This is a genomic window from Amycolatopsis lexingtonensis (assembly GCF_014873755.1).
Classification (GTDB): domain Bacteria; phylum Actinomycetota; class Actinomycetes; order Mycobacteriales; family Pseudonocardiaceae; genus Amycolatopsis; species Amycolatopsis lexingtonensis.
Genome location: NZ_JADBEG010000001.1, coordinates 4,539,754 through 4,563,230, shown reverse-complemented (window position 1 = coordinate 4,563,230; position 23,477 = coordinate 4,539,754). Strand labels below are relative to the sequence as shown.

The window sequence follows — 23,477 nt, the reverse complement described above, 5'->3', positions numbered from 1 at the left end:
CCTTCTCGCACGATTCAGAAGCCTGCCTCGGAGACTTTAACCGGATGTGGTGACATGGCGGACGTGGGAGTTGACGAGTCGTTGCTGAAAAGCGTCGCGGAGCAGGTCGCGACGGAAGCCGCCGAGCTGGTCCGCGAGGCCTGGGAGGGGATGGCGAACGGTCGTTCGGTGGCCGTGGGGACCAAATCCGCGGACACCGACGTGGTGACCGCGGTCGACCACGAGTCCGAACGCCTGGTGCGCGAACGGCTGGCTTCGCTGCGGCCGGGGGAGCCGGTGCTCGGCGAAGAAGGCGGCGGCGCGGCGGGCGACGGCGTGACCTGGGTGGTCGACCCGATCGACGGCACGGTCAACTTCCTCTACGGGCTGCCGTGGTTCGCGGTGTCGGTGGCGGCGCAGATCGGCGGCGAATCGGTGGCGGGCGCGGTCGTGGAGCCGGCGAGCGGCCGCGTCTGGACGGCGGCCCGCGGCCAGGGCGCGTTCCTGGACGGCCGCCGGCTGGCGGTGTCGGCGCCTTCGCGGCTCGAGCTGACTTTGGTCGGGACCGGTTTCGCGTACTCGGCCGAGCGCCGGACGCGGCAGTCGCGCTTCGCCGCGGAGCTCCTGGGGCGGGTGCGGGACATCCGCCGCAACGGGGCGGCGTCGCTGGACCTGTGCGCGGTCGCGGCGGGCTGGCTGGACGCGTACTTCGAGCACGGCCTGCACCGGTGGGACTGGGCAGCGGGCGCGCTGATCGCGGCGGAGGCGGGCGCGGTGGTGTCCGTGCCGGGGTCGGTGCCGGAGCTGGGGGCGGACGCGACCTACGCGGCGGCGCCGTCGATCGCGGACCCGCTGCGGAAGCTCCTGGCCGACTGCGGTGCGGCGGAGGTCTGAGCCGAGGTCTGAGCGGGCGGCCAGCGGGTCGCGAATGACTCATTCGGGACGCCGGACGGCCGGAACTGTCGGTGCTCCCCGGTAGCGTGGAAAACGGGGGCGCCCCCGCGGCGCTGGGTCACCAGGCGACGCCGCGGGCTGGCGCAAGGGCCGCGGCACGAGGTCCTGAATGACCCATTCAGGGCCTCCGAAGACCTGAATGACTCATTCAAGGCGCCGCCGCCCGGAGACCGTCGCGCCGTCCCTGGCTCACCGGCTTCGCCGGAGAAGCGCGTCAGCAGGCGACGTCGCGGGCGGAGGCCAGCAGGGTCTGGTCGATCACCGGGGCCTTGGCGCCTGCCGACTGCTCGTTGCCGCCGCCGCCCTGGTGGGTCTTGGACCAGTCGGCGAGCTGGGTGAGGATCTGGCGGGCCTCGGCGCGCGGCCGGATGTCGCCGAAGAGCGAGCCCGTCACCAGGTCGACGCTCGCGTCCTTGCGGTTGTCCTGCACCAGTTCGGCGCAGGGGACCACCAGGCTCAGCGTCCGGGCCGCGGTGACGCCGTTCTCGCCGAAGCGGATCTGGCCGCGGCACTTGGCCACCCGGCCGTCGTAGGCGGGGTCGTTGGCCGGCTCGCCGGCGCCGGTGAAGCCCAGCTCCTTGAGCGCGGTGGTGGCGATGCCGCCCTGGCCGCGCGTGCTCGACGCGTTGAGGACCTTCACCGCGACCTTGTCCGGCGGGATCGGCGCGCGGTCGTCGAGGGAGTTGTGGGGGAGGGTGCTGAACGTGACACCCGGCGGCGGGGTCGCGGGCGGGTCGCACTTCACGGCCTCGTCGACGTCGCCCTTGCCGACCGCCGCGTTGATCCAGACGATGATCGCGCCGAGGGCGAGCACGCCGATGACGATCAGCGCCGGCAGCGGCTTGTGCTTGCGATACGGCCGCGCCCCACGGTCCCCGATGCCGTTCCCCGACGCCACCTGCCCGTCCCTTCCCGAACACCGAAACCGACCGTGCGAATCCGGCACCCGTCGTGGCCGATCAGCCTAGGCGCTGCGGCCGGCGCGGCTCGTCCCGGGTCACCCCGCCGGAACGCCCGATCCCCGTGCGGCGATCGCACCACGCCCGGGCCGGCCGGGGCAAGCGGACACGGGCCCCGTGTGGAGTTCTCCACCCGTGGGCAACCCGAACGGACGACAACGCGTCTTACCTGCGGGTTCCCCCTGTCGGGTGACGAATCCCCGGCAATGTCTGACTCGTTGCAGAACCGTCGCGGGCGTGAGCTACCCTTCCCGGGCTCCGGCCGCAGGAAGAGGCGCGAAAAGAAGAGACCTCGGTCACTTCGGCCGTCGGGCACAAACGAGGGCCCTGGAACGTTGACCAGCGGCACGGCGGACTCACGGGGACACCCGGGGGTCCGGAGAAACGAACATACAAGCTGATCGCAGGGGTGAGGGACACATGGCTACCGACTACGACGCTCCGCGCCGCAGCGAAGCCGACGAGCTGGCCGAAGACTCGTTGGAGGAGCTCAAGGCCCGGCGGAACGAGAACCAGTCCGGCGTCGTCGACGTCGACGAGGACGCGACCGCCGAGAACTTCGAGCTGCCGGGTGCCGACCTTTCCGGGCTTTCCGGTGAGGACATGACCGTGAAGGTGGTGCCGAAGCAGGCGGACGAGTTCACCTGCTCCGTGTGCTTCCTGGTGCACCACCGCAGCCGGCTGGCCGAGGACAACGGCGGACGCCTGATCTGCCGCGACTGCGCCTGAGCCGCGCAGGGGTTCTCGGACACAGGGGACGAACAGACGCGGCCAAGAGCCTCGAGGGACACCTTGGGGGAGGCTCGAAGCGCGCTGGGGACAAGGGGGCCGGCCGGTTGGCCGGCCCCCTTCCCATGTCCGGAGGGCGGTCAGGCGCCCTTGAGCAGCTCGGCGACGCGCTCGGGGTGCCGGGTGCTGAACAGCCAGTACGGCGTCGGGTCGCTCGGGTCGGTGAGGCGGACCTTGACCACCGGGCCGACCCAGCCGCGGTGCAGCACGTAGGCGGCGGGGTCGCCGTCCCGGCCGAGCGCCTTGCGCTTGGCTTCCTTGTCGAAGATCTCCACCTCGCCGGCGTAGCGCAGCGGCAGGTGGGCGTCGCCGACCCACAGCTCCGGCTCGTCGCCGCCGGTGATCCGGACCTTCGACCGGCCGAGCGACAGCAGTAGCGCCACCACGACCGGTAGCGCGATCACGTACGGCAGCCACGCCCGGATCCCCGGGTAGCCGAGGTCGATCTCGGCCGCGAGCAGGACCGCGCCGAGCACCGGCAGCGGCCAGCCCCACCACGGGACGTACAGCCGCTCGGAGTGCCGGACCGCGGCACTAGCGGCCGTCTTCGCTGATTCACCCACGGGTAGAGAGTAATCTCGCCGCCCGTGTCCAGCGTTCAGGTACTCCTCTCCCGGCTCGACCCGGATGTCCCGCTGCCCGCCTACGCCCGACCGGGCGACGCGGGCGCCGATCTCGTCACCACCTCGGATATCGTCCTGGCACCCGGGGAACGCGGGGTGGTCGGCACCGGTGTCGCGATCGCGCTCCCGCCCGGGTACGCGGGGTTCGTCCACCCGCGCTCGGGCCTGGCCGCCCGGGTCGGGCTGTCGGTGGTGAACACCCCGGGCACGATCGACGCGGGCTACCGCGGGGAGATCAAGGTCTGCCTGATCAACCACGACTCGGTGCACCCGGTGAAGCTGGCGCGCGGCGACCGCATCGCCCAGCTGGTCGTGCAGCGGGTCGAGCACGCCGAGTTCGTCGAGGTCGCCGAGCTCGACACCACCGAACGGGGTGCCGGCGGCTACGGATCCACCGGCGGACACGCCACACTGGGAACACCGGCGCTCGCCGCGGGCGCCGGCGCGGGGGAAGGAACGGAGAAGTAGTGGGGATTTTCGGACGCAAGCGGCGGACCGAGGGCGGGTCCGCGGGCAGGCACGCCGCGCCCGAGGCCGACGACACGATCGAGGACGAGCCGTACGACGACGAGGAGTCGGAGCTTTCGGATGTTTCCGACGGCCCGTTCGACGTCGCGGACTTCGACGACGACGGCGTCCCGCGGATCGACCTCGGCTCGGTGAAGGTACCGGTGCCCGACGGTTCCCAGGTCCAGGTCGAAATGGACCCGGAGACCGGGGGCGTGCGCGCCGTGCACGTCGTCACCGAGCAGGGCCAGATCACGGTCAGCGCGTACGCCGCGCCGCGGTCCGGCGGGCTGTGGCGCGAGGTGAGCACCGAGCTCGCCGAGCAGCTGCGGGCCGACGGCGCCAAGGTCAACATCGGCCGCGGCAAGTGGGGCCTGGAGATCTCGGCCATCGTCGGCGACGTCGCCCTGCGGTTCGTCGGCGTCGACCGGCCCCGCTGGATGCTGCGCGGCGTGATCGCCGGGCCGCAGTCGGAGGCCGCGGGGGCCGTCGAGGTGCTGCGCGAGATCGTCCGCCGCACGATCGTCGACCGCGGTGACGCCCCGATGCCGGTCCGCACCCCGCTGACCATCACGCTGCCCGAGGCAGTCGCCGAGCACATCGCGGCCCAGCAGCAACAGGGCTGACGCTCGTTCCGTGAAGGCCTCCTTACCGGCACTTATGACCGGCAAGGAGGCCTTCACGGCGTTTCGAGGGCCCGCAGGAAGGCGAGGACGGTCGCCCGGCCCAGGGACTCGCGGTCGGCCCCCAGTGCCGTGAGGGTCGTCTCGCCGAGGGCCGCGCGGGGGAGTGCGCGAGCCCACTCCGATGCGACTTTCGTCGGGTGGATCGGGTCGTCGGTGCACGTGCCGATCCCGGCCGGGACGGCGAGCCGCGACAGCTCCCCGAGGGTGGGCGAGGGACGGCCCGCCGCGACGCGCAGGCCGTCGGCCAGCCCGTCGCCGTGCCGGCGCCACGCCCGGTCCAGTTCGGCCCGAAGCCAGTCCGGGCTGCCCTCGGTCTGCGCGAGCGCGGCGTCCACGCCGGAATCGGCCACCAGGTCCGCCGACAGCGTCGCGGCGAGCGATGCGGGTGCTGAGCCGGGGACGCCGTTCCAGGCCGGGAGAGCGGCCAGCAGGCCCCCGCAACGGCCCGGGTTACGCACGGCCCACTCCGCGGCGAGGTGCGCGCCGAACGAAATGCCGCCGACGAGCAGTTCGCCGTGCTCGGCCGCCAGCGCGTCCAAGGCCGCCAGGTAGCCGTCGGCCAGCGCGGCGCCGGCCGGCGGAGGGGGCGCGATGAGCGGGACACCGAGGGCGCGCAGGGGCCCCTCGAAGACGGCCCGGACGAACACCTCGTCGGAGCCGGTGCCGGGGAGGAGCACCGCGGCGGGAACTCTGATCGCGGACGTCACGTTGCGATCTTTGCGCAAAGGCGTTTCCCTGGCGGGGACCGCAGTACGCTGGAATCGCACGGGCCGCAAGCAGTTTGTCGGGGGCCCCGGAGCACAGGAGCACCTATGTCCGCCAAAGACGGCGGCTACTTCAGCCGGCTGGTACGCAAGCTGACCAGCGACGTCGAGGATCTCGACGCAGACGAAATGTCGATGAGGTCGGGCGCCGAAGGGGCGCAGCGGGCCTGTGACTGCCGTTCCGGTGAAGAGGTCACCGTGATGGGGAGACTCCGCAGCGTGGAGCTCTGCCCGACGAACGAGGCCGCCACCCTGGAGGCCGAGCTGTTCGACGGGACACAGGGCGTGACGCTAATCTGGCTCGGCCGCCGCCGGATCCCGGGCATCGAGCCTGGCCGGACGATCAAGGTGCGCGGCCGGATGGCCGAGCGTGACGGCCAGAAGGTGCTGTACAACCCCTATTACGAGCTCCAGAGCCCAGTGAGTTGATCACCCATCGTGACTGAACCCGCCCCGAGCGAGAAGAAGACCGACGCGGAAGAAGAACCGCAGCCGACCCTGCTCGACCAGATGGGCGGCGTGTCGGGACTCATCTATTCGTCGCTCCCGGTGATCGTCTTCGTGCTGGCCAATTCGTTCTTCGGCCTGACCGCGGCCATCTGGACGTCGATCGGCAGCGCGGTGGCCATCACCGTGCTGCGGCTGGTCCGCAAGGAGCCGCTGCAGCCGGCGATCTCGGGGTTCTTCGGCGTCGCGATCGCGGCGTTCATCGCCTACCGGACGGGGTCCGCGAAGGGCTTCTTCCTGTTCGGGATCTACGCGAGCCTGGTCTACTGCGGCATCTTCGTGCTGTCGGTGGTGGTCCGCCGTCCGATCGCGGGCGTCGTCTGGAACATGCTGAACGGCACCGGCCAGGCCTGGCGCAAGGACAAGCCGTCCCGCTACGGCTACGACATCGCGACGCTGGCGATGGCGCTGATCTTCGCCGCCCGGTTCGTGGTCCAGCGCTGGCTGTACCAGGAGGACTACACGGGCTGGCTGGCCTTCGCGAAGATCGCGATGGGGTACCCGCTGTACGCGCTGGGCCTGCTGGTGGTCGTGTGGGCGGTGCGGCGGTCGGACAAGCGCCTGAAGGCGCTGGCGGAGACCGAGCAGAAGCCGGAGACGGACGCGGAGGTCGAGGCCCGGCTGCGCGAGAAGTACGCGGCCCCCGAGGCCTGAGCGGGCGGGTCTTGAATGAGTCGTTCAAGACCGTTGCCCCTGGGCGAGGCCGATCCGGCCGCTTCGTGTCATGAACGGGTCGTTCACCTCACCAGACGACATGAACGAGTCGTTCACGACATCACGGCCGGGTCCCGGCAACGTCACGCGGCCGGGTCGCTCGGCCGTCGGTGACCCGCTCGCCCCGACGTCTTGAATGACTCATTCAGGACCTCCGAAGACCTGAATGAGTCATTCAAGACGCTGCTGCAACGCTGCGGGCTGCACCGACGCGACTTTTGCCGCAGCCCTGTCGCCAGACGACATGAACGAGTCGTTCATGACATCGAGGGCCCGCGGCCTGAGCCGTGCCCGCGCGGGGGCGCCCCCGTTTTCCACGCTACCGGCGGGCACCGACAGTTCCGGCCGCCGAGCGTCGCCAATGACCCATTCGCGGCGTCGGTGGTCCCGAATGAGTCATTCGCGACACGAAGAAGGCCCCCGGCACACTCCGCCGGGGGCCTTCTCAACGTCCTCAGTACCCGAGAGCCGTCCGGATCTCCGGCTCGACGTCGGCCGTCGCGACGAACAGCAGCTCGTCGCCCGGCTCCAGCGGGTCCTCCGGCTGCGGCACGATCACCCGGTCGCCCCGCAGGATCGTCACCAGCGCCGCGTCGCGCGGCAGCGACAGCTCGCTCACCGGCTTGCCCGCCAGCGGCGTCTCCGCCGGCAGCGTCAGCTCGACGAGGTTCGCGTTGCTCTGCCGGAACGTCATCAGCCGCACGAGGTCGCCGACGCTGACCGCCTCCTCGACCATCGCCGCGAGCATGCGCGGGGTCGAGACCGCGACGTCGACGCCCCAGGCGTCGGTGAACAGCCACTCGTTGGCCGGGTTGTTCACCCGGGCCACCACGCGCCGGACCGCGAACTCCGTCTTCGCCAGCAGCGAGACCACCAGGTTGGCCTTGTCGTCGCCGGTCGCGGCGATGACCACGTCGCACTGCTCGATCCCGGACTCCTCCAGGATCGACACCTCGCAGGCGTCGCCGAGCACCCAGTCGGCCTGCTCGACCGCGTGCGGCTCGAACTGGTCCGCTTCGCGCTCGATGAGCATCACCTGGTGCCTGCCGTCGATCAGCTCGGTGGCGATGGAGCGGCCGACCGCGCCCGCGCCCGCAATCGCGACCCTCATGCCTCGTCCTCCGGTTCGCGGTGCGCCACGCTGGTCACGTCGCTGACGGTGCCGGACCGCGCGGCCACCCACACGTCGTCGCCGTCCTGGACCACGGTCTTGGTGTCCGGCAGCACGGGCGTGCCGAAGCGCATGATGAACGCCACGCGCGCGCCGGTCGCCTCCTGCAGGGACCGGACGGAGTGCCCGACCCAGCCCTCGTGCAGCGGCAGCTGCAGCAGCGCGACGTTGCCCGACGGGTCCCGCCACGCCGACGCCACGCCGTCCGGCAGCAGGGTCCGCAGGAACCGGTCGGTGGTCCACGGCACGGTCGCGACCGTCGGGATGCCCAGCCGCTCGTACACCGCCGCGCGCTTGTGGTCGTAGATCCGCGCCACCACGTGCTCGATGCCGAAGTTCTCGCGCGCCACCCGCGCCGAAATGATGTTCGAGTTGTCGCCGCTGGACACCGCCGCGAACGCGCTCGCCCGCTCGATGCCCGCCTCGATGAGCACCTTGCGGTCGAAGCCGACGCCGACGACCTGCTGGCCGTGGAAGTCGCTGCCGAGCCGGCGGAACGCCTGCTGGTTCTTGTCGATGACGGCCACCTCGTGGCCGAGCCGCTCCAGCGCAGCGGCCAGGGACGCGCCTACCCGGCCGCACCCCATGATCACCACGTGCACGCCCTGCCTCCTCTTCGGCGGGTTCACCCGTCCGTACCTACCCCGACATGCCAGCGCCGAACCTACCGTGTGCTCCGCCGGTTAGCTCCACCGTCCTCCCCTCCACCGCCCTCAGCGGAGGAGCTTCGCTCCGCTGTACATTCCCCAGGTGTCGAAGTTCCCGACCGTGCTGAAACGCCTGGTCCTCGGACGTCCGTTCCGCAGTGACAGGCTCGCTCACACGCTCCTCCCGAAGCGCATCGCGCTGCCGATCTTCGCGTCCGACGCGCTCTCGAGCGTGGCGTACGCGCCGGAAGAGATCTTCCTGACGCTGAGCGTCGCGGGCTTGTCCGCGTACGCGCTGGCGCCGTGGATCGGCATCGCCGTGGCGCTGGTCATGCTGGTCGTCGTCGCGTCCTACCGGCAGAACGTGCACGCCTACCCCAGCGGCGGCGGCGACTACGAGGTCGCCAACACGAACCTGGGCGGCAAGTTCGGGCTGACCGTGGCGAGCGCGCTGCTCGTCGACTACGTGCTCACCGTCGCAGTGTCCACTTCGTCCGGTGTGGCCAACATCGGATCCGCGGTGCCGTGGGTGGCCCAGCACAAGGTGCTGGCTTCGATCGTCATCGTCGTCGTGCTGACGTCGCTGAACCTGCGCGGCATCCGGGAGTCGGGGAAGGCCTTCGCGATCCCGACATACGGGTTCATCCTGGGCATCCTGGTCATGGTCGGGTGGGGCCTGGTGCAGGCGGCCACCGGCACGGAGATGCTGGCGGAAAGCGCCGGGCTGACGCTGAACGCCGAAGGCACGTTCGCCGGCGCCGCGTATGCCTTCCTGGTCCTGCGCGCGTTCTCCTCCGGTGCCGCCGCGCTCACCGGGGTCGAGGCCATCAGCAACGGCGTCCCCGCGTTCCAGAAGCCCAAGTCGAAGAACGCGGCGACCACCCTGCTGATGATGGGCCTGCTCGCGGTGATCATGCTGGTCGGCATCATCGCGCTCGCGATCATCACGAAGGTGACCTTCGCCGAGGACCCCGACCGCCAGCTCGTCGGCGCGCCGGCGGGCTACGAGCAGAAGACGATCCTCGCCCAGATCGCGCACGCGGTGTTCGCCGACTTCCCGCCGGCGTTCTACTACGTGTCCTTCTCCACCGGCATCATCCTGCTGCTGGCCGCGAACACCGCGTTCAACGGCTTCCCGGTGCTGGGCTCGATCCTGGCGCAGGACCGCTACCTGCCGCGGCAGCTGCACACGCGCGGGGACCGGCTGGCGTTCTCCAACGGGATCCTGTTCCTGGCGGCGTTCGCGCTGGTGCTGATCGTCGCGTTCGACGCCGAGGTCACCCGGCTCATCCAGCTCTACATCGTGGGCGTGTTCGTGTCGTTCACGGTGAGCCAGGCCGGCATGCTCCGGCACTGGAACCGGTTGCTGGCCAAGGAAACCGACCCGGGCGTGCGGCGGCGGATGCGGCGGTCCCAGACCGTCAACGCGATCGGCCTCACCTGCACCGGCACCGTCCTGGTGATCGTGCTGATCACCAAGTTCCTGCTCGGCGCGTGGATCGCGATCGCGGCGATGGTGGCGATCTTCGTGCTGATGACGGCGATCCGGCGGCACTACGACCGCGTCGCCGACGAGCTGAAGGACCTCGGCGACACCCCGACCGTGCTGCCGTCGCGCAACCACGCGATCGTCCTGGTGTCCAAACTGCACCGGCCGACGCTGCGCGCGCTGGCCTACGCCAAGGCGATGCGCCCGGACGTCCTCGAGGCCGTGACGGTCAATGTGGACGATGCGGACACGCGCCGGCTCACCGCCGAGTGGGACGCGCACAACTTCAAGGTGCCGCTGAAGGTCGTCGAATCGCCCTACCGCGAGATCACGAAGCCGGTGCTCGACTACGTGAAGCGCGTGCGCGGCGACAACCCGCGCAACGTGGTGACCGTGTTCATCCCGGAGTACGTGGTCGGGCACTGGTGGGAGCAGGTGCTGCACAACCAGAGCGCGCTGCGGCTCAAGGGCCGCCTGCTGTTCCAGTCCGGCGTGATCGTGGCGAGCGTGCCGTGGCAGCTGGAGTCCTCGGCCAAGGCGGCCGCGCGCGTCCGGAACGAACGGCCCGCGGCCGGCGACGTCCGGCGCGGGTTCTCGCCCAACGGCAAGCCAGTGGCCGCGCCGAAGCCGAAGGAGCCGGCCGAATGACGAGCTGGCTGGGCCGCGTCCTCGAGGTGGAGGTCGGGCCGGTCGCGCACGGCGGCCACTGCGTCGCGCGCGCCGACGGCCGGGTCGTGTTCGTCCGGCACGCGCTGCCGGGCGAGCGGGTCCGCGTCGAGGTCACCGAGGACAACGGCGGTTCGTTCTGCCGCGGCGACGCGGTGGAGGTGCTGTCGGCGGCCGAGGCGCGCGTCGAGCCGCCCTGCCCGCTCGCGGTGCCCGGCGGGTGCGGCGGGTGCGACTGGCAGCACGCGACGCCGTCGTACCAGCGCGAGCTGAAGGCCGCCGTCGTGGCGGAGCAGCTGCAACGGCTGGCCGGGATCGAGCGCGAGGTCGTCGTGGAAGCGCTGGACGGCGGGCCGCTGGACTGGCGCAGCCGCGTCCGCCTGGTCGCCGGCCAGGACGGCCGCGCGGGCCTGCGCGCCCACCACAGCCACCGCGTGGTACCGCTGGAGAAGTGCCCGATCGCGGTGCCGGGCGCGCTGGACGACGTCCTCGCGCGCCGCTGGCGCCCGGGCACCGAGCTGGAGGTCACCAGCGACGGCGACGGCACCCGGCACGTGCGCGAGCTGTCGACGGTCCGCGGCAAGGTCCGCGCCCGCCAGCTGTCCGGCGGCGTCGCGGTCCAGCACGCGGCGGGCCGCGACTGGCGCCTCGACGCCCACGGCTTCTGGCAGGTCCACCCGGCGGCGGCGCCCACGCTCGCGGCGGTCGTCGCGGAGTGGGCGGAGGCACCGGCGGGCGGGTCGGCGTGGGACCTGTACGCGGGGGTCGGGCTGTTCGCGTCGGTGCTGGCCTCGCAGGTCGGCGCGTCGGGCCGGGTGCTGGCGGTCGAGTCCGGTCGGCGCGCGGTTTCGGATGGTGAGCGGAACCTGGCGGACCTCCCGCAGGTGTCGTGGCAGGCAGGGCGCGTCGAGCACGTGCTGGAGTCGGCCGAGAAGCCGGTCGACGTCGTGGTGCTGGACCCGCCCCGCAAGGGCGCGGGCAAGGCGGTCGTCGAGTCGATCGTGGCGGGCGCCCCGGACCGGATCGTGTACGTGGCCTGCGACCCGGCGGCGCTGGCCCGCGACCTGGCGACGTTCGCTTCGCACGGGTACTCGCTGACCGATCTGCGGGCGTTCGACGCGTTCCCGATGACGCACCACGTGGAGTGCGTGGCGCTGCTGTCCTGAGTTTTTTGTCGGTGGTGGCGGTCACACTGCTCGGGTGACTGCATTGGACGACTTCGACTTGGCAGCTTCGACGCTGACCGCCCTGGTGACGGCGGTCGGCGACTGGCACGCGCCCACGGCGTGCGCGGAGTGGGACGTGCGCGCGGTGGTGAACCACTTGGCACACGGGAACGCGAAGGTGGCGTTCTGGGCGGGAGCGGGCCCACCCGCGCCGGAGGGTGACTACCTGGGCGCGTCGCCGGTCGAAGCGTTCGCGGCGTCGGTGTTGCGCGCGCGTTCGGTGCTGTCCGCGCCGGGACTGCTGACGCGGACGGTGACGACTCCGCTGGGCGAGGTGCCGGGGGTGTTCCTGGTGCACATGCGGGTGAACGAGTACGTGGTGCACGGCTGGGACATCGCGGACGCGACCGGTGCTTCGACGGACTTGCTCCCGGAGCTGGCGGCGGGGGCGCTGGAGCAGTGGCGTGCCCGGTTCGGTGCGACGCCGCGGCAGCCGGGCGGGCCGTTTGGTCCGGAGGTGGAGGCACCGGCAGGGGCGACGGCGGCGGACCGGCTGGCGGCGTTCCTGGGGAGGAGGTCGGTGCGGAGCTGAGGCCAGGCTGCCGGAGCTGTGGGGTTGCCGCGCCGGGGCTGTTCAACGCGGCTGGCTCGCGCTCGCTCGCAACTGAGGCGCGACCTGCCCCTCAGCCTGCCCGTCGTACCGCGAAGGCCGCCGCCAGCCCGGTTGCCGTCATCGCCACCCCCGACGCCAGCAGCACCCAAGCCCCGGCGCCCGGCACCACCCGCGCCGCAGGCTGGAAGCGGGCCACCCCCGGCAACGTCACCACCAGGTGGCGCAGCACCACGCCCGTCACCACCAGCCCCGGCAGGCAGGCCATCGCCAGCGGCTCGTCCTGCCGCCGCGCGAACGTCAGGTACGCCAAGGTCCCCGCGACCAGGACCGCCGCCGCGCAGACGAGGCGCAGGCCGACGTTCAGTTCCGGGTCCGGGGTGCCCGGGGGCAGCGCGGCCGGGAACGACGCCGTGCGCAGGGTCAGGCCCGCGATCACCCCGAGCCCGGCCACCGCCACCACCACGGCTCGCGGCCCTCGCCACTGCGTCACGTCACGCAGCATAAAACGCTGGGCCGTTCGCATGATCCCGAACGGGCTACTCAGCCCGAGAACCAGTGCTGCGGGCCCGGGCGCAGGTTCTGGTAGATGTGCTTGACCTCGGTGTACTCCGCCAGCCCCGTCGGCCCCAGCTCGCGGCCGAACCCGGACTGCTTGAACCCGCCCCACTCGGCCTGCGGGAGGTACGGGTGGAAGTCGTTGATCCACACCGTCCCGTGGCGCAGCCGCCCGGCCACCCGCTGCGCGCGCGAAGCGTCCTGCGTGAACACCGCGCCCGCCAGGCCGTAGTGCGTGTCGTTGGCGATGCGGACCGCGTCGTCCTCGTCGGTGAACGTCTCGACCGTCAGGACCGGCCCGAACGACTCCTCGACGACCGCCGACGAGCCCTGCCGGACGTCGTCCAGGATGGTCGGCAGGTAGTAGAAGCCCTCCGCCAGCGCCGGGTCGTCGGGGCGGCGGCCGCCCGTGCGCAGCACCGCGCCCTCGGCCAGCGCCGCCGCCACGTACGCCTCCACCTTGGACCGGTGCGCCGCCGAGATCAGCGGACCGGTCTCCGCGCGGTCGTCGAACGGGCCGCCCAGGCGGATCCGCTCGGCGCGGCGCACCAGCTCGTCGACGAACTCGTCGTGCCACTCGCGCTGCACGATCAGCCGCGCGCCCGCCGAGCAGACCTGGCCCGAGTGCAGGAACACCGCCGTCAGCGCGTAGTCGACCGCGGTCTCGAAGTCGGCGTCGGCGAAGACCACGTTCGGGTTCTTGCCGCCCAGCTCGAGGGCCACTTTCTTGACCGTCCCGGCGGCCGCCGCGGCGATCACCTTGCCGGTCGCGAGGCCGCCGGTGAACGACACCAGGTCGACGTCCGGGTGCGCCGCCAGCGGCGCGCCCACTTCGGCGCCCGCGCCGAGCACCAGGTTGCCCACGCCCGGCGGCAGGCCCGCCTCGGTGAGCAGCTTCAGGAACAGGATCGCCGTGTGCGGTGTCAGCTCGCTGGGCTTGAGCACGAACGTGTTGCCCGCCGCCAGCGCCGGCGCGATCTTCCACACCGTCTGCAGCAGCGGGTAGTTCCACGGCGTGATCAGCCCGCAGACGCCGACCGGCTCGTGCACGATCCGGCTGATCGCGTCCGGGTTGCCGGTGTCGACGACGCGCCCGGCGTCCTGCGCCGCGAGCTTGCCGAAGTAGCGCAGGCAGGCCGCGATGTCGGCCATGTCGTAGCGGCTCTCGACCAGGCGCTTGCCGGTGTCAAGCGACTCGGCGCGGGCGAACGCCTCCGCGTCGCGGTCGAGCAGGTCCGCGGTGCGCAGCAGCAGGTCGCCGCGCAGGTGCGCGGGCGTGCCGGGCCACGGGCCGGCGTCGAACGCCCGGCGCGCCGCCGCGATGGCCGCCTCGGTGTCCTTGGCCGTGCCCTCGGCGACCGCCGCGACCAGGGCACCGTCGGCCGGGCAGCGGATCTCGCGGCGGCCGCCGCCGGTCGCGTCCACCCACTCGCCGCCGATGAAGAAATCCGCCATGACCGCCATTCTCGTGGCCACGCCGCGTGACCGCCACAGCACGGCGGGGAGACGAGGTTCACCCCGCGTGCTGACGGGTGATCGCTCTCCGCCTGTGACGCCGGACGCGGCGGGCGGAACCACCCTGGCGGGTCTCCGTAGACTGGCCGGAACGTGGGGTGTCCGAAGACGAGCGAGGTGGAGACGAGTGACGATGCTGGAGTCCCTCAGCGGGCCGGCGGACCTGAAGCGCATGAGTGTCGAGGACCTCGGCGAACTGGCCGCCGAAATCCGGGACTTCCTCGTCGACAAGGTCCGCCGCGCGGGCGGGCACCTGGGGCCGAACCTCGGCGTCGTCGAGCTCACCCTGGCGCTGCACCGCGTGTTCGACTCGCCGCGCGACGCGATCGTGTGGGACGTCGGCCACCAGGCGTACGTGCACAAGATCGTCACCGGCCGGGCGGCCGGGTTCGACCTGCTACGCCAGACCGGCGGCGTCACCGGTTACCCGTCGCGCGCGGAGAGTGACCACGACTGGGTGGAGAGCAGCCACGCGTCGTCCGGTCTGTCCTATGTGGACGGCCTGGCGAAGGCGTTCGCGCTGGACGGCGGCGGGCGGCACGCGATCGCCGTCGTCGGCGACGGCGCGCTCACCGGCGGGATGTGCTGGGAGGCGCTCAACAACATCGCCGCCCACCGGGACCGCCCGGTCGTCATCGTGATCAACGACAACGGCCGGTCGTACTCGCCGACCATCGGCGGCCTGGCCGACCACCTCGCCGCGCTGCGCCTGCAGCCCGGCTACGAGCGGCTCCTCGACGGCGGCCGCGAGCTCCTCAAGCACACCCCGGTCGTCGGCAAGCCGATCTACGCCGCGCTGCACGCCGCGAAGGCCGGGCTGAAGGACGCGCTGAGCCCGCAGGCGATGTTCTCCGACCTCGGCCTGAAGTACCTCGGCCCGGTCGACGGGCACGACCAGGTGGCGCTGGAGAAGGCGTTCCACAGCGCGAAGGCGTTCGGCGGCGCCGTGATCGTGCACGTCGTGACCGAAAAGGGCCACGGCTACGCGCCCGCGGTGAACAACGAGCACGACCAGATGCACCAGACCGACCCGATCGACCCGGAGACCGGCCTGCCGCCGGTGAAGGGCCCGAGCTGGACCGGCGTGTTCGGCGAGGAGCTGGCGAAGATCGGCTCCGAGCGCGAGGACGTCGTCGCGATCACCGCGGCGATGCTGCGCTCGACCGGGCTGGACAAGTTCGCCGAGTCCTTCCCGGACCGCTGGTACGACGTCGGCATCGCCGAGCAGCACGCGGTCACCTCGGCCGCCGGGCTCGCGATGGGCGGGCTGCACCCGGTGGTCGCGATCTACTCGACGTTCCTCAACCGCGCGTTCGACCAGGTCCTGATGGACGTCGCGCTGCACCGCCTGCCGGTGACGCTGGTGCTCGACCGGGCCGGCATCACCGGGCCCGACGGGCCGAGCCACCACGGCATGTGGGACCTCTCGCTGCTCGGCATGGTCCCGGGCATGCGCGTCGCGGCCCCGCGCGACCCGGCCACGCTGCGCGAAGAGCTGAACGAAGCCGTCGACGTGGCCGACGGCCCGACGGCGCTGCGGTTCTCGAAGGGCAAGGTCGGCACCGACGTCACCGCCCTCGAGCGGATCGGCACGGTCGACGTGCTGCGCCGCCCGAAGGAGGGCGCGGACGTCCTGCTGGTGACGGTCGGCGCGTTCGCGACCCTCGGGCTGGCGGCCGCGGACCGGCTGGCCGACCAGGGCATCGGCGTGACGGTGGTGGACCCGCGCTGGGTCCTGCCGGTCCCGGCCGAGCTGGTCGCGCTGGCGTCGCAGCACAAGCTGGTGGTGACGGTCGAGGACAGCGGCCGCCACGGCGGCTTCGGCTCGGCACTGGCGGCGATGTTCCGCGACGCCGAGTGCGATGTGCCGTTGCGCGATCTGGCGGTGCCGCAGTCGTTCCACGACCTGGGGAGCCGCGACGAGGTTTTGGCCCGCATCGGGTTGACGGCGCAGGACGTGGCCCGCCGGGTGACCGAGTGGGCTTCGGGCCGCCTGGGCACGGCTTCCGAGCCGTCCGAGAAGAGCGCCGACCGCAGCTGAGCGGCCCGGCTTCAAGCGCCCCAATGTGGCCTTCGGTGCGTGAGACGCACCGAAGGCCACATTGGGTGCGTCTGACGCAACCAAGGCCACATTGGGGCGCTCGGGTCAGGGCGTCGCCAGGCGTGCTTTCGCGTTCCGGAACTGTCGGTGCCCGCCGGTAGAGTGGAAAACGGGGGCGCCCCACGGGTGGGGTGGTCAGGCTTCGGCGGGAAGCGCGATGGTGACCGGGATCGGGGCCGAGGCGAAGACTTCCGGGGGTTCCGGGAACAGCTTCACCAGCACCGGGTACGCCACCGCCGCGGTCAGCAACGTCACCAGCAGGCTGATGTCCACCCCGCCCGCCACGTCGCGCAACGGGCCCGCGATCATCGGTGTGTTCGCGCACAGCAGCCCCAGTGTCGTCGCCGGGATCCACGCCGCCATCGCGCGCCAGTTCACCCCGCGGGCGAACCAGTAGCGGCCACCTCGACGGCCCTCGTTGAACACCTGCAGGTCCGCCACGTCGTAGAAGCCGCGGCGCTGGACGAAGCCGATCATCATGATCACCATCCACGGCGAAGTGCACAGCACGATCAGCGTCGCGAACGCGTTGATGCTCGACACCATGTCCAGCACGAAATTGCCGACGAAGATGAACGCCACGCTCAGCGTCCCGATCAGCAGCGTCGCCTGCACCCGCGACAGCCGCGGGAAGATCGAGCTGAAGTCCAGGCCCGTCCCGTAGAGCGACGTCGTGCCCGTCGACAGGCCGCCGATCAGTGCGACCACGATCAGCGGGATCGCGTACCACAGCGGGGAAATCGCCGTCAGGCCGGTGATGTAGTCGGCCGGGTCCGCGACCAGCGTCGCCGTCGCGATGCCGAAGCCGAACGGGAGCAGCGTCGCCACCTGGGCCAGGAACGGCGCCGTCAGGAGAGAGCGCTTGCTGTACCGGGCGGGGATGTACCGCGCCCAGTCGCCGAGGAACGCGCCGAACGAGATCGGGTTGGCCAGCGCCGTCAACGCCGCCAGGGTGAACGTCGGCCAGAACGTGCCCAGCGCGTACGTTCCCGTCCCGGCGTAACCCGGGTCGAACGAGCCGCCGTACGCCACGATCCCCAGCAGCATGATCAGCGTGCCGAGGACGACCGCGATCCGGTTGACCAGCAGCATGAACCGGTAGCCGTAGATGCAGACCACCAGCGTCGCGATCGCGATCACGCCGTACGCGACGCCGCGCAGCACCGCGCCGCCGTCGAAGCCGAAGAGCCGCTGCGCCGCGCCGGCCACGGCGTCGCCGCTGACCCAGACCGAGATCGCGAAGAACGTGATCGCCGTCAGCAGGGACAGGAACGAGCCCACACACCGGCCGACCACGCCGAAGTGCGCGCCCGACGACACCGCGTTGTTGGTCCGGGTGCGCGGTCCGAACAACGCCATCGGTGCCAGGACCAGGCCGCCGACGACCACGCCGAGTGCCGTCGCCAGTGCCGCGTCGCGGAAGCTCAGGCCGTACGCGATCGGGAGCGTGCCCAGGATGATCGTCGCGAAAGTGTTCGCGCCGCCGAACGCCATCCGGAACAGGTCGCGCGGGCGTGACGTCTGCTCCTCCGGCGGGATCGGCGCGATGCCGTGCTGCTCGACCTCGGTGATCTTGTCGCTCATGCGAACCTCGTCATCACGTGCTTGACGCGGGTGTACTCGGCGAAGGCGTACGCCGAGAGGTCCTTGCCGTGGCCGGAGTGGCCGAACCCGCCGTGCGGCATCTCGGCGACCAGCGGGCCGTGCGTGTTGACCCACACGCAGCCGAAGTCCAGCTCGGCCGACACCCGTGCGGCGACGCCGAGGTCGTTCGTCCACACCGACGACGCCAGTCCATACGGGACGCCGTTGGCCAACTCAACACCCGAAGCTTCGTCCGAAAAGGACTGGACGGTGATGACCGGGCCGAAGATCTCCTCCTGGACGATCTCGTCGTCCTGGCGGAGCCCGGAGATCACCGTGGGGGAGAAGTAGAAGCCCTGCGCACCGAACCGCGTGCCGCCGGTCTCGATCCGCGCGTGCGACGGCAAGTGCGAGATCAGGTCCTCGACGCGCGAGAACTGCGCCGCGCTGTTCAGCGGCCCGTAGTCGACGCCCGGAGTTTGCGAAGCGGCGGTCTTCGCCAGCGCGGCGACGAAGTCGTCGTGGATGGACTCGTGGACGAGGACCCGGCTGCCCGCCGTGCAGTCCTGGCCCGCGTTGTAGAACGCGGCGCCCACGATCCCTTCCGCCGTCGCGGCGAGGTCGACGTCCGGGAAGACCAGCAGGGGTGCGTTGCCGCCCAGCTCCAGGTGGGTGCGCTTGAGGTCGGCGGCCGCCACGGTGGCGACGTCGATGCCCGCTCGGGTCGAGCCGGTGATCGACACCAGGGCGGTGGTCGGGTGCTTGACCAGGGCGCGGCCCGTGTCGCGGTCGCCGGTCAGCACGGTGAACGCCCCGGACGGCAGGAACTCGGCCGCCACCTGGGCCAGCAGCACGGCCGTCGACGGCGTCGTTTCGGCGGGCTTGAGCACCACGGTGTTGCCCGCGGCCAGTGCCGGCGCGATCTTCCAGACCGCCATCATCAGGGGGTAGTTCCACGGCGCGATCTGCGCGCAGACCCCGATCGGCTCGCGGCGGATCACCGACGTGTGGCCCGGCGCGTACTCCCCGGCCGCGGTGCCTTCCAGGTGCCGCGCGGCCCCGGCGAAGAACCGCAGCGCGCTCACGCACTCCGGGATCTCTTCGTCGAGCACGACGGACCGGATCTTGCCGGTCTCGCGCACCTCCAGGTCGGCGAACTCCGAAGCCCGCGCTTCCACGGCGTCGGCGATCTTCAGCAAGGCCAGCTGCCGCTGTGCCGGGGTGCTGCGCCGCCAGACCGCAAACGCTTGCGCGGCGGCAGCCATCGCGTTGTCCACATCGGACTGCGACGCGACGGGACTGGTGCCGAACACTTCGCCGGTCGCGGGGTCGGTCAGGTCGAGCGTGCGGGTCATGCCTTCTCCAGGTGGGTCGGCGCGAACAGCTTCAGCAACGCGGGGAGGACGACGACGGACGGCCCGGGCGTGCGCAGCGCCTCGGCGAGGTCCGCGCCCACCGTGTCCAAAGAAGACAACCGCGCGGGCACGCCGAACGAAGAGGCCAAGGCGACGAAGTCGGGCCGGGCCAGCTCGGTGGCCGTGGTCTGACCGAACGCGTCCGTGAGGTACTCGCGCAGCACGCCGTACCCGCCGTCGTCGACGATCAGCCACGTGACGTCGAGGCCGTGCTGCACCGCCGTGGCCAGCTCGGCGAGGCCGTACATCGCGCCGCCGTCGCCGGACACCGCGAGTGTCGGGCGCCCGGCCGCCGCGCCGCCGAGCGCGCCCGGCAGGCCGTAACCCAGGCCGCCTGCGCCCTGCGCGGTGTGGATGGGCGCGCCCTCGGGGTTCCACGCCGACCACGCCCAGTACGCGGCGATCGTCATGTCCCAGAACGTCTGCGTGCCCTCGGGCAGCGCCGCGCGGATGTCGTCGATCAGCTTCCGTTCGACCGCGAGGTCCTGGCCGGACAGCCGCGACTCGACCGCGGACAACAGGGAAGAGACCGCCTTCTCGGCCCGGCCGTCGGACGCCCGCATCGGCACCCACTCCAGCAGCGCCTGCAGCGTGAGCCGCACGTCGGCGTGGATGCCGAGGCCGGGGTAGTTCGACTCCAGCTTGCCGAGGTCGGCCTCGACCTGGATCACCCGGCCGCGCGGGGCGAACTCGCGGTAGTTGCTGGACAGCTCGCCCAGTCCGGAGCCGAGCACAAGCAGGACATCCGCGGAAGCGAGGAATTCCGTGGTGTGCCAGTCCTCCATCCACGACTGCCCGGACAGCTCGTGGTCCCAGCCGAAGACGCCCTTGCCGCCGAACGTCGAGATCACCGGCGCCCGCAACGCCTCGGCCAACGCCGTCAGCTCGGCAGAAGCGCCGGACCGCAGCGCGCCGCCCCCGGCGAGGATCACCGGGTTCGCCGCCGCGCCCAGCAGCTCCGCCGCCGCGGTGACCAGTTCCGGAAGGGGTTCCAGCACCGGGGGAATGGCGGAAACCGACGTGATCGGCGGGATCCCGGCCGGGCCGAGCAGCACGTCCTGGGGGATCTCGACCCACACCGGGCCGTAGGGCGCGGTCGCCGCCGACGTCCACGCCTCACGCAACGCCGTCGGGATCTGGCTCGCCCGCCGCACGACGTGCACCGACTTCACGACGTCGCGGAAGCTCGCCTGCTGGTCGGGCAGTTCGTGCAGGTAGCCGTGCCGCCCGCCGCCGAGCCCGGCGACCGGGACCTGGCTGGAAATCCCGAGCACCGGCACCGAAGCCGCGCGGGATTCCTGCAGGGAAGCCAACGTCAGCAGCGCGCCCGGACCGGTCGACACGATCAGCGGCGTCACCGGCACCGGCCCGTCCGGGTTCTCCGCGAGCCGCGCGCGGGCGAACCCGTCGGCCGCGAAGGCGAGGTTGTTCTCGACGCGCCCGCTGATCACGCGCACGTCGTCGGCGCGCCGCAGCGCCTCGAACAGGCCCAGCGCGTGCTGGCCGGGCAGGCCGAACACCGTGTCGGCGCCCAGCGCCCGCAGCGTTTCGACGACGACGTCCCCGCCGATGCGTGTCATTCGCCCTTCCCCAGCGACAGCAGGCTCACCAGGTCGTAGGCGACGTGGGAGGCCGCGATGGCGGTGATCTCGGCGTGGTCGTAGGCCGGGGCCAGCTCGACGACGTCCGCGCCGACCAGGTTGAGGTCACGCAACCCGCGCAGGATTTCCAGCAGCTCGCGGCTGGTCATCCCGCCCGCCTCCGGCGTGCCGGTGCCGGGCGCGTGGGCCGGGTCGAGCACGTCGATGTCGACCGAGACGTACAGCGGCCGGTCGCCGATCCGCTGCCGCAGCGCGTCGACCGTCTCGGCGACCCCGCGGCGCATGACATCGCCGGAGGTGACGATGCCGAAGCCGAGGCGGCGGTCCTCTTCCAGGTCGCGCTTGCCGTACAACGGCCCGCGCGTGCCGACGTGCGACAGCGCGCTCGTGTCGAGGATCCCTTCCTCGGACGCCCGCCGGAACGGGGTGCCGTGGGTGTACGGCTCGCCGAAGTAGGTGTCCCAGGTGTCCAGGTGCGCGTCGAAGTGCAGCAGCGCAACAGGTCCGTGCTTCTTGGCCACGGCGCGCAGCAGTGGCAGCGCGATGGTGTGGTCGCCGCCGACGGTCACCAGCCGCGTCCCGTCCGCTTGCAGCGCTTCGGCTTCCTGCTGCAGCGTTTCGATGGCCTCGCCGATGTTGAACGGGTTGATCGCGATGTCACCCGCGTCGACGACCTGCTTCTCGGCGAACGGCGAGACGTCCAGCTCCGGGTGGTACGGCCGCAGCAGCCGGCTCGCCTCACGGACGGCGGCCGGGCCGAAGCGCGCGCCGGGCCGGTAGGACACGCCGGAGTCGAAGGGCACCCCGACGACGGCGACGTCGGCGCGCTCGACCTGGTCGATCCGCGGCAGCCGCGCGAAGGTCGCGAAGCCGGCGAACCGGGGGACGCGCGACGAGTCGAGGGGTCCGATGTTAGGCACTGGTGGGCTCCTGTTCCCGGGTCTCGGTGGTGGTTTCCCGGCCGCTCAGGCGGCGGGTCCAGACGGAAAGGATCGAGTCGGACGTGCGGGGCGTGGCGAAGCTGACCGCGAGGTAGACGACCAGGCTCGCGCCGAGTCCCCAGTAGATCGGGGTGTTGGCGTCGACGCCGTCGATGATCATGAACGCGACCACCGACACCGTGCCGGCCACCATCGACGCGTACGCACCCTGGCGGGTGCCGCGCCGCCAGAACAGCGCGCCGACGATCGCCACCAGCAGGCCGCCGACCAGGATGTCGTAGGCGATGGTGAGCGCGTTGACGACGTCGTCGACGACCATCGCGATGCCGATCGCGAGCAGCCCGAGCACGAGCGTGGCGATCCGGTTGCGGCGGACCTCGCCGCCCTTCTTGAGGCCCAGCTTGGTCAGCAGGTCCGACGTCGTCGTGGTGGAACAGGCGATCAGCGCGCCGCTGGCCGTCGACATCATCGCCGACAGCGCGGCGGCCAGGACCAGGCCGCGGACGCCGGTCGGGAGCAGGCGCTCGACGATCGTCGCGAAGGCGTCCTGCGCGCTGGCGAGGTCCGGGTACAGCGCGTGCGCCGCGGTGCCGATCAGGGCGCCGGCCAGGCCGTAGACGAGGCAGTAGACGCCGGAGGTGATGCCGCCGGACGTCGCGATCCCGGGCGTGCGGGCGGTGAAGACGCGCTGCCAGATGTCCTGGCCGATGAGCAGGCCGAAGGTGTAGATGACGAAGTAGGTGATGATCGTGTCGGTGCCGATCGAGGTGAAGCTGAAGAAGCTCGCGTCGAGCTTCTCGCTCATGCCCGAGAAGCCGCCCGCCGAGCTGATCGCGACCGGCAGCAGGATCGCCAGGATGCCGATGGTCTTGATGACGAACTGGGCGATGTCGGTGAGCGTGATCGACCACATGCCGCCGAGCACCGAGTAGAGGACGACGATCGAGCCGCCGACCGCGATCCCGGCCCAGTTCGGCAGTTCGAACAGCGCCTTGAAGATGGTCGCGAAGGCCAGCGTCGAGGTGACCGTGAGCATCAGCGTGTAGCCCCACATGACCACGCCGGACACCGCGCTGGTGCGGCCGCCGTAGCGCAGGTCGAGCATCTCGCCCACGGTGTAGACCTTGAGCTTCACCAGCCGGCGCGCGAACAGCGTGTGCAGCACGAGGATGCCGACGCCGATGCTGACGACCAGCCACATGCCGGAGATGCCGTAGGTGTAGCCGAGCTTCACGCCGCCGACGGTGGACGCGCCGCCGAGGACGACGGCCGACATCGTGCCGGAGTACATGAACCAGCCCAGCCGCCGCCCGGCGACGAGGTAGTCGGACTTCGTCTTCGCGAGCTTCAGGCCGTACCAGCCGACCCCGATCATGCCCGCGATGTACAGCGCGATCACCGCGTAGTCGCCGGTCACGGTGTCCTCCTCACGTCGTTTCGGGTCACCGTAGGTTCGCCCGCCACCCCCGCGGCATGGGAGGATTCATCTCCATGTCGACCTCGGCGGGGATGAAATGACCTCGATCACGGA

Annotated in this window: 22 protein-coding genes; 10 read left to right on the top strand and 12 right to left on the bottom strand. The window is 71.6% G+C overall.

Annotation, left to right across the window (positions count from 1 at the left end; all coding sequences use genetic code 11):
* The first annotated feature begins 54 nt into the window (after positions 1 to 54).
* Positions 55 to 873, top strand: coding sequence for an inositol monophosphatase family protein (locus H4696_RS20230; protein ID WP_086857762.1), 819 nt, complete (start codon positions 55 to 57; stop codon positions 871 to 873).
* Between the two features lie 274 nt (positions 874 to 1,147).
* Here the strand turns inward: H4696_RS20230 and cei are convergent, their stop codons facing one another.
* On the bottom strand, positions 1,148 to 1,831 hold the full coding sequence (cei, locus tag H4696_RS20225; protein WP_086857761.1) for an envelope integrity protein Cei: 684 nt from the start codon (positions 1,829 to 1,831) through the stop codon (positions 1,148 to 1,150).
* A gap of 481 nt (positions 1,832 to 2,312) precedes the next feature.
* Between cei and H4696_RS20220 the strand changes: the two genes are divergently transcribed.
* Positions 2,313 to 2,621, top strand: a complete 309-nt coding sequence (locus H4696_RS20220) for a DUF4193 domain-containing protein (RefSeq protein WP_013224476.1) — start codon at positions 2,313 to 2,315, stop codon at positions 2,619 to 2,621.
* Positions 2,622 to 2,761: 140 nt separating this feature from the next.
* Here the strand turns inward: H4696_RS20220 and H4696_RS20215 are convergent, their stop codons facing one another.
* Positions 2,762 to 3,244 (bottom strand): DUF3093 domain-containing protein, encoded by a 483-nt coding sequence (locus tag H4696_RS20215; protein WP_086857760.1) that lies wholly within the window; start codon positions 3,242 to 3,244, stop codon positions 2,762 to 2,764.
* Positions 3,245 to 3,268: 24 nt separating this feature from the next.
* Here H4696_RS20215 and dut point away from each other — a divergent pair, with 24 nt between their 5' ends.
* Both dut and H4696_RS20205 read left to right on the top strand, forming a co-directional pair.
* Positions 3,269 to 3,772: a dUTP diphosphatase gene (dut, locus tag H4696_RS20210; protein ID WP_086857759.1), complete on the top strand. Its 504-nt coding sequence runs from the start codon at positions 3,269 to 3,271 to the stop codon at positions 3,770 to 3,772.
* Positions 3,772 to 4,437: a DUF3710 domain-containing protein gene (locus H4696_RS20205; protein ID WP_086857758.1), complete on the top strand. Its 666-nt coding sequence runs from the start codon at positions 3,772 to 3,774 to the stop codon at positions 4,435 to 4,437. The genes dut and H4696_RS20205 overlap by 1 nt, the downstream gene beginning before the upstream one ends.
* Positions 4,438 to 4,490: 53 nt before the next feature.
* On the opposite strand, the gene H4696_RS20200 is transcribed toward H4696_RS20205, so the two are convergent.
* Complete coding sequence (locus tag H4696_RS20200) at positions 4,491 to 5,174, bottom strand: alpha/beta hydrolase (RefSeq protein WP_086857778.1); 684 nt, start codon at positions 5,172 to 5,174, stop codon at positions 4,491 to 4,493.
* A gap of 135 nt (positions 5,175 to 5,309) precedes the next feature.
* Here H4696_RS20200 and H4696_RS20195 point away from each other — a divergent pair, with 135 nt between their 5' ends.
* Both H4696_RS20195 and H4696_RS20190 read left to right on the top strand, forming a co-directional pair.
* Complete coding sequence (locus tag H4696_RS20195) at positions 5,310 to 5,690, top strand: OB-fold nucleic acid binding domain-containing protein (protein WP_003074944.1); 381 nt, start codon at positions 5,310 to 5,312, stop codon at positions 5,688 to 5,690.
* Positions 5,691 to 5,699: 9 nt separating this feature from the next.
* A complete protein-coding gene (locus H4696_RS20190; RefSeq protein ID WP_086857757.1) occupies positions 5,700 to 6,422 on the top strand; it encodes a DUF3159 domain-containing protein in 723 nt (240 codons plus the stop codon).
* A gap of 514 nt (positions 6,423 to 6,936) precedes the next feature.
* On the opposite strand, the gene H4696_RS20185 is transcribed toward H4696_RS20190, so the two are convergent.
* Together H4696_RS20185 and H4696_RS20180 are read right to left on the bottom strand one after the other, a co-directional pair.
* Positions 6,937 to 7,593 carry a potassium channel family protein gene (locus H4696_RS20185; protein ID WP_086857756.1) on the bottom strand — a complete coding sequence of 219 codons (657 nt, stop codon included), beginning with the start codon at positions 7,591 to 7,593 and terminating at the stop codon, positions 6,937 to 6,939.
* Positions 7,590 to 8,255 carry a potassium channel family protein gene (locus tag H4696_RS20180; RefSeq protein ID WP_086857755.1) on the bottom strand — a complete coding sequence of 222 codons (666 nt, stop codon included), beginning with the start codon at positions 8,253 to 8,255 and terminating at the stop codon, positions 7,590 to 7,592. Before H4696_RS20180 ends, H4696_RS20185 begins: the two co-directional genes overlap by 4 nt.
* A gap of 148 nt (positions 8,256 to 8,403) precedes the next feature.
* Between H4696_RS20180 and H4696_RS20175 the strand changes: the two genes are divergently transcribed.
* The 3 genes from H4696_RS20175 to H4696_RS20165 are packed head-to-tail and all read left to right on the top strand — an operon-like array spanning position 8,404 to position 12,213.
* Positions 8,404 to 10,437 (top strand): APC family permease, encoded by a 2,034-nt coding sequence (locus H4696_RS20175; protein WP_086857754.1) that lies wholly within the window; start codon positions 8,404 to 8,406, stop codon positions 10,435 to 10,437.
* A complete protein-coding gene (locus H4696_RS20170; RefSeq protein ID WP_086857753.1) occupies positions 10,434 to 11,621 on the top strand; it encodes a class I SAM-dependent RNA methyltransferase in 1,188 nt (395 codons plus the stop codon). Before H4696_RS20175 ends, H4696_RS20170 begins: the two co-directional genes overlap by 4 nt.
* Before the next feature lie 34 nt (positions 11,622 to 11,655).
* Positions 11,656 to 12,213 (top strand): TIGR03086 family metal-binding protein, encoded by a 558-nt coding sequence (locus H4696_RS20165; RefSeq protein WP_086857752.1) that lies wholly within the window; start codon positions 11,656 to 11,658, stop codon positions 12,211 to 12,213.
* 91 nt (positions 12,214 to 12,304) lie between these two features.
* On the opposite strand, the gene H4696_RS20160 is transcribed toward H4696_RS20165, so the two are convergent.
* Positions 12,305 to 12,724, bottom strand: coding sequence for a hypothetical protein (locus H4696_RS20160; RefSeq protein ID WP_249026897.1), 420 nt, complete (start codon positions 12,722 to 12,724; stop codon positions 12,305 to 12,307).
* 50 nt (positions 12,725 to 12,774) lie between these two features.
* A complete protein-coding gene (locus H4696_RS20155) occupies positions 12,775 to 14,244 on the bottom strand; it encodes an aldehyde dehydrogenase family protein (RefSeq protein ID WP_086857777.1) in 1,470 nt (489 codons plus the stop codon).
* Between the two features lie 187 nt (positions 14,245 to 14,431).
* On the opposite strand from H4696_RS20155, the gene dxs reads away from it, so the two are divergent.
* Complete coding sequence (gene dxs / locus H4696_RS20150) at positions 14,432 to 16,345, top strand: 1-deoxy-D-xylulose-5-phosphate synthase (RefSeq protein WP_086857750.1); 1,914 nt, start codon at positions 14,432 to 14,434, stop codon at positions 16,343 to 16,345.
* Positions 16,346 to 16,540: 195 nt separating this feature from the next.
* Here the strand turns inward: dxs and H4696_RS20145 are convergent, their stop codons facing one another.
* Genes H4696_RS20145 through H4696_RS20125 form a run of 5 tightly spaced genes read right to left on the bottom strand, consistent with a single transcriptional unit; the run spans position 16,541 to position 23,363 of the window.
* Entirely contained in the window at positions 16,541 to 17,989 is a 1,449-nt protein-coding gene (locus H4696_RS20145; RefSeq protein ID WP_086857749.1) for a purine-cytosine permease family protein, read from the bottom strand.
* Complete coding sequence (locus tag H4696_RS20140; protein WP_086857748.1) at positions 17,986 to 19,344, bottom strand: aminobutyraldehyde dehydrogenase; 1,359 nt, start codon at positions 19,342 to 19,344, stop codon at positions 17,986 to 17,988. Before H4696_RS20140 ends, H4696_RS20145 begins: the two co-directional genes overlap by 4 nt.
* Positions 19,341 to 20,984 carry a thiamine pyrophosphate-binding protein gene (locus H4696_RS20135; RefSeq protein WP_086857747.1) on the bottom strand — a complete coding sequence of 548 codons (1,644 nt, stop codon included), beginning with the start codon at positions 20,982 to 20,984 and terminating at the stop codon, positions 19,341 to 19,343. Before H4696_RS20135 ends, H4696_RS20140 begins: the two co-directional genes overlap by 4 nt.
* Complete coding sequence (gene speB / locus H4696_RS20130; RefSeq protein WP_086857746.1) at positions 20,981 to 21,925, bottom strand: agmatinase; 945 nt, start codon at positions 21,923 to 21,925, stop codon at positions 20,981 to 20,983. The genes H4696_RS20135 and speB overlap by 4 nt, the downstream gene beginning before the upstream one ends.
* On the bottom strand, positions 21,918 to 23,363 hold the full coding sequence (locus tag H4696_RS20125) for a sodium:solute symporter family protein (RefSeq protein WP_086857745.1): 1,446 nt from the start codon (positions 23,361 to 23,363) through the stop codon (positions 21,918 to 21,920). The genes speB and H4696_RS20125 overlap by 8 nt, the downstream gene beginning before the upstream one ends.
* Between the last annotated feature and the right edge of the window lie 114 nt (positions 23,364 to 23,477).